Below are 7,470 nucleotides of genomic sequence, written 5' to 3' on the forward strand. Positions count from 1 at the left end.
TACTCAGGGCGGCTCGCCGTTTGACGATCTCGAACAGCGCGCGCCGCTTGAGGCTCGCCTGACGTCAGAGGATCGGGATCGTCTTGAGGCGCTGTGCGGCGAACTTCATCTGTCGCTGACGATGTTTGATACCCTGCCCGCCTGGCAAATCGCGCTGATGTTACAGGCACAGCAGGCGCAGCGGCTTGGGTTACGCCCCGATTACGGCATCGATTTTCAGCTGCTGCAGGCGGCGAAAACGCTGAACAAACCGGTCATCGAGCTGGAGGGCGCAGAGACGCAAATCGCGCTGCTGAAATCGCTGCCGGATGACGGCATGGCGCTGCTAAAAGATACGCTGACGCACTGGCATACCAATGCGCGCCTGTTGCAGATGATGGTGAGCTGGTGGCTGGACGCCCCGCCGCGCCAGCCGCGCATTGAACTGCCCTCGACGTTTAGCTCGGCGCTCAACGATACGCTGATTGCGCAGCGCAACGCACAGTGGCGCGATCGATTACGGGCGTTGCCGTCCGGGCATTATGTCGTGGCGGTAGGCGCGCTGCATCTCTATGGCGAAGAAAATCTGCCTGAGCTTTTACGGCGGTAAAAAAAGAAGGCCGGTATTGCTACCGGCCTGTCAAAGAGGAATTTGTTTATCATTTTGGTTATCGCTCAGCCTTTCAGCTGGCGCGAAACCAATTCTCTCGCAAAGCACAAACTTTCGCCACTATTAATTTATTTAATTTAGGAATGAGATTTTTCCTATAAGGATGAATTTATGACGCCTGCTGTAAAACTTCTGGAAAAACAAAAGGTCCCTTTCACGCTTCATCCCTATGAGCATGACAGTCAGGAAACCAGTTTTGGCGACGAGGCGGTGCGGAAACTTAATCTGGATGCGCGGCAGGTCTATAAAACGCTGCTGGTCGCACTGAACGGCGATGCGAAACAGCTGGCAGTCGCGGTGACGCCGGTTGCCAGCCAGCTCGATCTGAAAAAGGTCGCAAAAGCCCTGGGAGCGAAAAAAGCGGATATGGCCGATCCGCAGCTGGCACAGCGTGTGACCGGCTATCTGGTGGGCGGCATCAGCCCGCTGGGGCAGAAAAAGCGTCTGCCGACGGTTATTGATAACTCCGCCGCCGACTTCGCCACTATTTTTGTCTCCGGCGGCAAGCGCGGTCTTGATCTCGAACTGGCGGCGCAGGATCTGGCGCGCCTGCTCGACGCCCCGCTGGCGGATATCGCACGACGCGATTAACCGCGCGGCTGGGCACAGAGCTGATCGATCATCCAGCGTCCGGCTGGTCCCGGCGGATTGCGTCGCGACCATATCGCCTCTACCGCGATATGCTGCGGCCAGCCCGGCAGCGCCAGCTCCTGCAAAAGGCCATGACCAAACTGCCTGACCAGCCAGCGCGGCAGTATGCTCCAGCCGAACCCCTGCTCTGCCATCTCCAGCAGCAGCAAATAGGTCGGCGCCGACCAGACGCGTCCCGGCGGCGCGACAGCTTGCGGTTCAATCCAGGTATTAAGCCGCAGCTGGCGTACCTGCTCCAGCGCGCTTTCTGTAACGCCGGGCTGCTGCGCCAGCGGATGATCGCGATGTATATAGATAGCCATTTCTGCATTCACCTGCAGCCGCGCGACGGCGATATCGGGCGGCAGAGCGGGCTGCGCGCGCACCACGCCCAGGTGAACGCGTCCCGCCTGCAGTAAATCCAGCACGTCGGCATCCTCCGCAATCATGCACTCCAGCTCAATTTCCGGGAAACGCGCGTCGAACTGCTTTAGCAGCTGCTCATGATGTTCGGTCTGCCAGAAATCTGACACGGCGAAACTAAGACGCGGCTCGACGCCCTGCGCCAGCCTGATGGCCAGCGCATCCAGCCGCTCGCTGGCGGCGAGGATCTGCTGCACCTGCGCCAGCGCGCCCCGGCCCTGATCGGTCAGGATCGGCTGACGTCCGCTGCGATCGAACAGTTTGAAACCGAGATCGTCCTCCAGCCCGGCTACCGCCATGCTGATGGTTGACTGGCTTTTGCCGAGCGCACGCGCCGCGGCGGAAAAGGATCCGCTGCTAACGGTCTGCACAAAGGCTTCTAAAGATTCAGGGGAGTAGCGCATTTTCATCCATCGCTTTTATCGATAGGTCATCATTTTATCTTATCACCATGAGGTGCCAGAATGCCCACCTGTCTGATGGAGGTGAATAATGCGTACCCGTTCGCTTAAAGAACGTTTTTTACATGCGCTGGGTTTTGAAACCCTGGCGATCCTGACCGTTTCGCCGCTGGCTGCCTGGGCGATGGATAAGCCGCTGTTTCAGATGGGCGCGCTGGCGCTAATGCTCTCTACCGTCGCGATGCTATGGAACATGATATACAACACCCTTTTCGACAGGCTTTGTCCGCCAGGCCAGATCCATCGCGGACTGCTGATCCGCGCCTTGCACGCGCTGCTTTTCGAAGGCGGGTTTATTTTAATTGGCTTGCCGATTGCCGCGTGGATGCTCGGCATCTCGCTGTGGCAGGCATTTTTGCTGGAAGTGGCGTTTTTCCTGTTTTTCCTGCCCTATACCATGGCGTACAACTGGGCATGGGACCGGCTGCGTCCGCGCTGGTTCGAACGTAACGCCTGCGAGGCATAGTTTTTTCAGACGGCTACGCTGTTAAGCAGCGATGACAGGGGCCGAGGCGCAAAGCGCTCTGCGTAGGGATAAAACGCCAGGGCGTGTTTGAACGACGCAGCGTACTGGCCCGGTGACGGACGCACCTCAAGGATGAGGTGCGGATCCGCGCGATCAGCGCTGTCTTGAGCGCCTTTTCGATCGGGCCATACTGCTCGCGTGAGCATCCCGCCAGGTTTTCACGGCGCGTTATGCGCCGTTTCACGTCCCCAGGGCCAGAGCCACGCCAGAAACATCTGCGGATAGCTGCGCTTATGCGGCTTGTCGCGCGCCTTTTTCTCCGCCTCCGTCAGCGTATGGATAGATTCTGTCGGTGCATAGTCGCTGGCTTTCAGCGGCGAATGGGCTTTAACGTAGTCGCGCAGCACCTCAGCATCGATATTGCCGGGGTTTTGATAGCCTGCATGGGTATCAATACGCGGATAGCCGTCACCGCCTGCGGCATTAAAACTGTTGGTTGCCATGCGATAGGTTTTATTCTCCTGCAGCGGCTGACCATTAATGCGCACATCGCTTACCTTGCTGCCGTCCGCCACCAGGCTGACGTGCGCGAACTGAGCGAAGCCGCCCGCGTCAGGCTTAATATTCGCCACCACATCGAGATATTTTTTCACTTCGGCACCGGTCATCGTCACTGACACCACCTGATTGCCGAACGGCTGCACCTGCAGCAGATCGCGCCAGCTTAGTTTGCCAACCGGGAGCGATGCGCGAATGCCGCCGCCGCTCATCACGGCGAAATCTGCCTGGGTCTTCGCCATTTGCGCGCGTAAAATCAGCTGCCCAAGATTGGTCTGGGTAAAACGCACCTGCTCGCGTTCGCCGTTAAACTGCCCTACCGTACTGCCGACGCTGACGTTCAGGCGCGTCTCAGCCCGCTTCTGATAAGGCATCAGCAGCTTCATCATTGCGGTATTCTTAGGGATCTCCTGCTGATACGTGAGCCAGGTCTCGCTGCCGTCGGCGTTTTTAATCTGATGCTTCAGGTTCACCGGCACCAGCGCGTAGGATTCCAGCGCAACTTCACCATTGCGCCAGGTAAAATCGCCGCGTCCGACATATTCGCCCCACTTCCCGGCCTGCATAATCCAGATGCCGTTCTGCTTGTCCGGCTGACAGGCGGCCCCCGGCTGATACTCTTTGATCAGCACGTTGGCTTTCTCCATGCACACCGTATCGTGCGAGTGACCGCCGACAATCATGGACACGGTGCCGGGCGGCAGGCTGCGCGCCAGGGTGACGTCGCCCGGCGCGTTGCTGCCGTGTTCGCCGTTGTCGTCATAGCCGAGATGGCTCAGCACCACGATAACGTCAGGTTTCTCTCCGGCGCGCAGCTCCGCCACCGCTTTTTCCGTTTCGCTGACGGGATCGCGAAACTCGACATCCCGCAAATAGGCAGGGTTCGCCAGCTTAGCGGTATCGGGCGTAGCCAGGCCCAGTACGGCGATCTTTAGCCCCATGCGATTAAAAATCGCCCAGGGCTTAAAGAGACGCTGGCCGGTGCTTTTCTGATAAAGATTGGCAGCGAGAAAGGGAAAGCGCGCCCAGCTCTCCTGCTTGCGCAGCACCTCAAGCGGATGATCGAACTCGTGATTGCCGAGCGCCATGGCGTCATAGCCGATCAGGTTCATGCCGCGAATATCGGGCTCGGCATTAAGCTCGTCTGACTCGGGCACGCCGGTATTAACGTCGCCTGCAGAGAGGATCAGCGCGCCGCCGCCCCTGGCCTGTACGTCATAACGCAGCGTATCCATCAGCGTCTTTTGCGCTGCCAGCCCATATTCGCCCTGTGCGTTGTACCAGAAGTGGCCGTGTTCATCATTTGTATGAAGGATGCTAAAGCGGTAAGTGCGATCCGCCTCAGCGGCCTGAGAAAGCGCAGGCGTCAGCGCCAGCAGCGCAAGGCCGGTTGCAGCCCATCGTGGTAACAGCAAAGCCCGTCTCCTTATTGTATGAAGTGCCCGTTCCGGGTGGTATCAGTATGCTGCCCCACTGTGTCGCATATTCCGCAGGTTAACTCAAGACGAAACGCCATTGCCGCTGGCCCTGAACGCGTTTTAACACTGATAATCAAAAGAAAGCCTACGCCACTAAGCTGATGCAAAGCCGCGCCTGGCGACTTTTCTCCGCCTTTTGGCGAGATTTCCTTTTGATAGTGCTCACCGGTGCGCCCTTTTCCAGAAAAACAGGGTTATACCGCCGCGCGCGGATCTCCCTGACTACGGCTTAAATTGACGAAAACAGACAAAAATAACCGTTCGGCTCCTCTTTCCTCTTAATTTCACACTTTCTACTTATCATTTAGCAATTATTTCAGCGAAAGAGTGCAGGTTGTCTTAAACTTCTTTGTTACAGGCAGATACATTTGTACACAGGGAGACAGGCATGCATCACACCACACCGCTGATCACCACTATCGTCGGGGGACTGGTTCTGGCGTTTCTCCTTGGCATGCTGGCAAACCGGCTGCGCATTTCGCCGCTGGTCGGCTACCTGCTGGCGGGCGTGCTGTCCGGGCCGTTTACGCCCGGCTTTGTCGCCGATACTAACCTCGCGCCAGAACTGGCGGAGCTGGGCGTCATTCTGCTGATGTTCGGCGTTGGTCTGCACTTTTCGCTGAAGGATTTAATGGCGGTAAAGAACATCGCCATTCCCGGCGCCGTGGCACAAATCGCCGTCGCTACGCTGCTGGGAATGGGCCTTTCCGCCTGGCTGGGCTGGTCGCTGATGACGGGTCTGGTATTTGGTCTTTGTCTCTCCACCGCCAGCACCGTGGTGCTGCTGCGCGCGCTGGAGGAGCGTCAGCTGATTGACAGCCAGCGCGGGCAAATCGCCATCGGCTGGCTGATTGTCGAAGATCTGGTGATGGTGCTGACGCTGGTGCTGCTGCCCGCCATTGCTGGCATGCTGGAACAGGGCAATGCCAGTCCGCAGCTGCTGGCGTGGGATCTGCTGCTGACCATCGGCAAAGTCGCTGCCTTTATGGTGCTGATGATGGTAGTAGGCCGACGCGTAGTGCCCTGGATCCTGTCGAAAAGCGCCGCGACCGGCTCGCGCGAGTTGTTTACCCTGGCGGTGCTGGCGCTGGCGCTTGGCATCGCCTTTGGCGCGGTAGAGTTTTTCGATGTCTCTTTCGCGCTCGGTGCTTTTTTTGCCGGAATGGTGCTGAATGAGTCAGAGCTGAGCCATCGCGCCGCCCATGACACGCTGCCGCTACGCGACGCCTTCGCGGTGCTCTTTTTTGTCTCGGTAGGGATGCTGTTCGATCCGAGGATCCTGATTGAGCAGCCGCTGGCCGTACTGGGCGCGCTGGTCATTGTGGTGCTGGGCAAGTCCCTCGCCGCCTGGCTGCTGGTGACGCTGCTGGGCCATTCGCGCCGCACCGCGCTGACCATCTCCGTCAGCCTGGCGCAGATCGGCGAGTTCGCTTTTATTCTCGCCGGGCTCGGCATTTCACTCAATTTACTCAGCAGCGAGGGGCGCAACCTGGTGCTGGCGGCGGCGATCCTGTCCATTATGCTGAACCCTATCTTGTTCAGCCTGCTGGAACGTTTTCTGGCGAAGAGCGAAAGCCGTCAGGAACAGGCGCAGCAAGAGGTGACTGAAGAGGAGAAGCAGATCCCGGTGGATATTTGTCACCATGCGGTGATTGTCGGCTATGGCCGGGTCGGCAGTCTGCTGGGCCAGAAACTGCTGGAAGCGGATGTGCCCTTCGTCGTGGTGGAGAATTCCCGCGCGCGCGTCGAGGCGCTGCGCGAGCAAGGCATCAGGGCGGTGCTCGGCAATGCTGTGCGCGCCGAAACCATGGAGCTGGCGCGGCTCGACTGCGCGCGCTGGCTGCTGCTGACCATCCCTAACGGCTATGAGTCAGGCGAGATCGTCACTACTGCGCGCGAAAAGTTTAACGATATTGAGATCATCGCGCGTGCGCACTATGACGACGAAGTAGAGTACATCATGGCGCGCGGCGCGACGCGCGTCGTGATGGGCGAGCGCGAAATCGCCTCCAGTATGCTGCATATGCTGGAAACAGACATCGCCGAGCGCCCTGTCGTACGCGAATGCCCCCTCTGACCGCCCCGGCTTTGGGTCGGCGCGGGTCAACATCGCCTTTTGACCTCAGCTGAGGCTTAGCGATCCCAGTAGGACTCTTCCAGGCTGTCTTCACGCTCCGGCAGGCCGCGCGTCAGGCGCGGCGAATGCTGGTTCAGCACCTGATAGCTGACGCGGTTGGCATATTTGCACACCTGCGCCAGCGACGAGTAAGTCAGGTACTCGCGCGCATGCTTGCTGGAATTGGGCACCTTCTGCCGATGGTAGTTATTCGCCGTAATGTCATGCAGCAGCGCCGCCAGCGCGCCGTCGCCTGCGCCGTTGGTGTTCATGATCTTCTCTGGCCCGCCCATATAAGGTGCGATATGCGAGAAGATACGCAGCGGCTGCTCGCACTCCTGCTGGCGCATGGCGCGGCTGAACTCATACTGGTTGAATTCCGCAATCGCTCCCGGCAGCAGCGGATGATTGGTTTTGCGCTTGAATTCGTCTTCGGTGTAGCCCGCCATATAGAGTCCGGTCGGACCGGCGGTGCAGAGCACCAGGTCTACCCACTCCAGCGCCATATCGGCCGCGCGCAGCGGGTCCGATTCGCCGGTAAGCGCCAGCGCTTCCTCTTCGTTCATCGCCACAATAGTGACGTGATCGCGCAGGAAATCGCGCCAGAATTGCGGGTTATCGCCAATAACATATTTGGTGCCCAGCGTAAGCACCACCGGCACATTGTGGCGCTTCGCATATTCAATCGT

The 7,470-nt window shown here is 58.8% G+C and carries 7 protein-coding genes; 4 read left to right on the forward strand and 3 right to left on the reverse strand.

Annotation, left to right across the window (positions count from 1 at the left end; all coding sequences use genetic code 11):
* Together B3797_RS17670 and ybaK are read left to right on the forward strand one after the other, a co-directional pair.
* The coding region (locus B3797_RS17670; protein ID WP_311791765.1) for a TraB/GumN family protein at positions 1-589 on the forward strand (589 nt) is incomplete at its 5' end.
* A 171-nt stretch (positions 590-760) separates the two neighbouring features.
* Positions 761-1,240: a Cys-tRNA(Pro)/Cys-tRNA(Cys) deacylase YbaK gene (gene ybaK, locus B3797_RS17675; protein WP_311791766.1), complete on the forward strand. Its 480-nt coding sequence runs from the start codon at positions 761-763 to the stop codon at positions 1,238-1,240.
* Here ybaK and B3797_RS17680 read toward each other — a convergent pair.
* Positions 1,237-2,106: a LysR family transcriptional regulator gene (locus B3797_RS17680; protein ID WP_311791767.1), complete on the reverse strand. Its 870-nt coding sequence runs from the start codon at positions 2,104-2,106 to the stop codon at positions 1,237-1,239. The two genes, ybaK and B3797_RS17680, sit on opposite strands and share 4 nt — an antisense overlap.
* A gap of 88 nt (positions 2,107-2,194) precedes the next feature.
* Between B3797_RS17680 and B3797_RS17685 the strand changes: the two genes are divergently transcribed.
* Complete coding sequence (locus B3797_RS17685; protein WP_311782059.1) at positions 2,195-2,629, forward strand: multidrug/biocide efflux PACE transporter; 435 nt, start codon at positions 2,195-2,197, stop codon at positions 2,627-2,629.
* Positions 2,630-2,847: 218 nt separating this feature from the next.
* Here the strand turns inward: B3797_RS17685 and ushA are convergent, their stop codons facing one another.
* Complete coding sequence (gene ushA / locus B3797_RS17690; RefSeq protein ID WP_311791768.1) at positions 2,848-4,602, reverse strand: bifunctional UDP-sugar hydrolase/5'-nucleotidase UshA; 1,755 nt, start codon at positions 4,600-4,602, stop codon at positions 2,848-2,850.
* A gap of 451 nt (positions 4,603-5,053) precedes the next feature.
* On the opposite strand from ushA, the gene ybaL reads away from it, so the two are divergent.
* A complete protein-coding gene (gene ybaL, locus B3797_RS17695) occupies positions 5,054-6,742 on the forward strand; it encodes a YbaL family putative K(+) efflux transporter (RefSeq protein ID WP_311791769.1) in 1,689 nt (562 codons plus the stop codon).
* A 56-nt stretch (positions 6,743-6,798) separates the two neighbouring features.
* On the opposite strand, the gene B3797_RS17700 is transcribed toward ybaL, so the two are convergent.
* A partial coding sequence (locus tag B3797_RS17700) for an inosine/guanosine kinase (RefSeq protein ID WP_311791770.1) occupies positions 6,799-7,470 on the reverse strand: 672 nt, incomplete at its 5' end.

The sequence above is a fragment of the Pantoea sp. UBA5923 genome, from assembly GCF_002431095.1.
GTDB lineage: Bacteria > Pseudomonadota > Gammaproteobacteria > Enterobacterales > Enterobacteriaceae > Pantoea > Pantoea piersonii.

Coding starts and splice junctions, on each gene's coding strand:
- ybaK (WP_311791766.1), top strand. CDS start 761: ATGACGCCTGCTGTAAAACTTCTGGAAAAACAAAAGGTCCCTTTCACG.
- B3797_RS17680 (WP_311791767.1), bottom strand. CDS start 2,106: ATGCGCTACTCCCCTGAATCTTTAGAAGCCTTTGTGCAGACCGTTAGC.
- B3797_RS17685 (WP_311782059.1), top strand. CDS start 2,195: ATGCGTACCCGTTCGCTTAAAGAACGTTTTTTACATGCGCTGGGTTTT.
- ybaL (WP_311791769.1), top strand. CDS start 5,054: ATGCATCACACCACACCGCTGATCACCACTATCGTCGGGGGACTGGTT.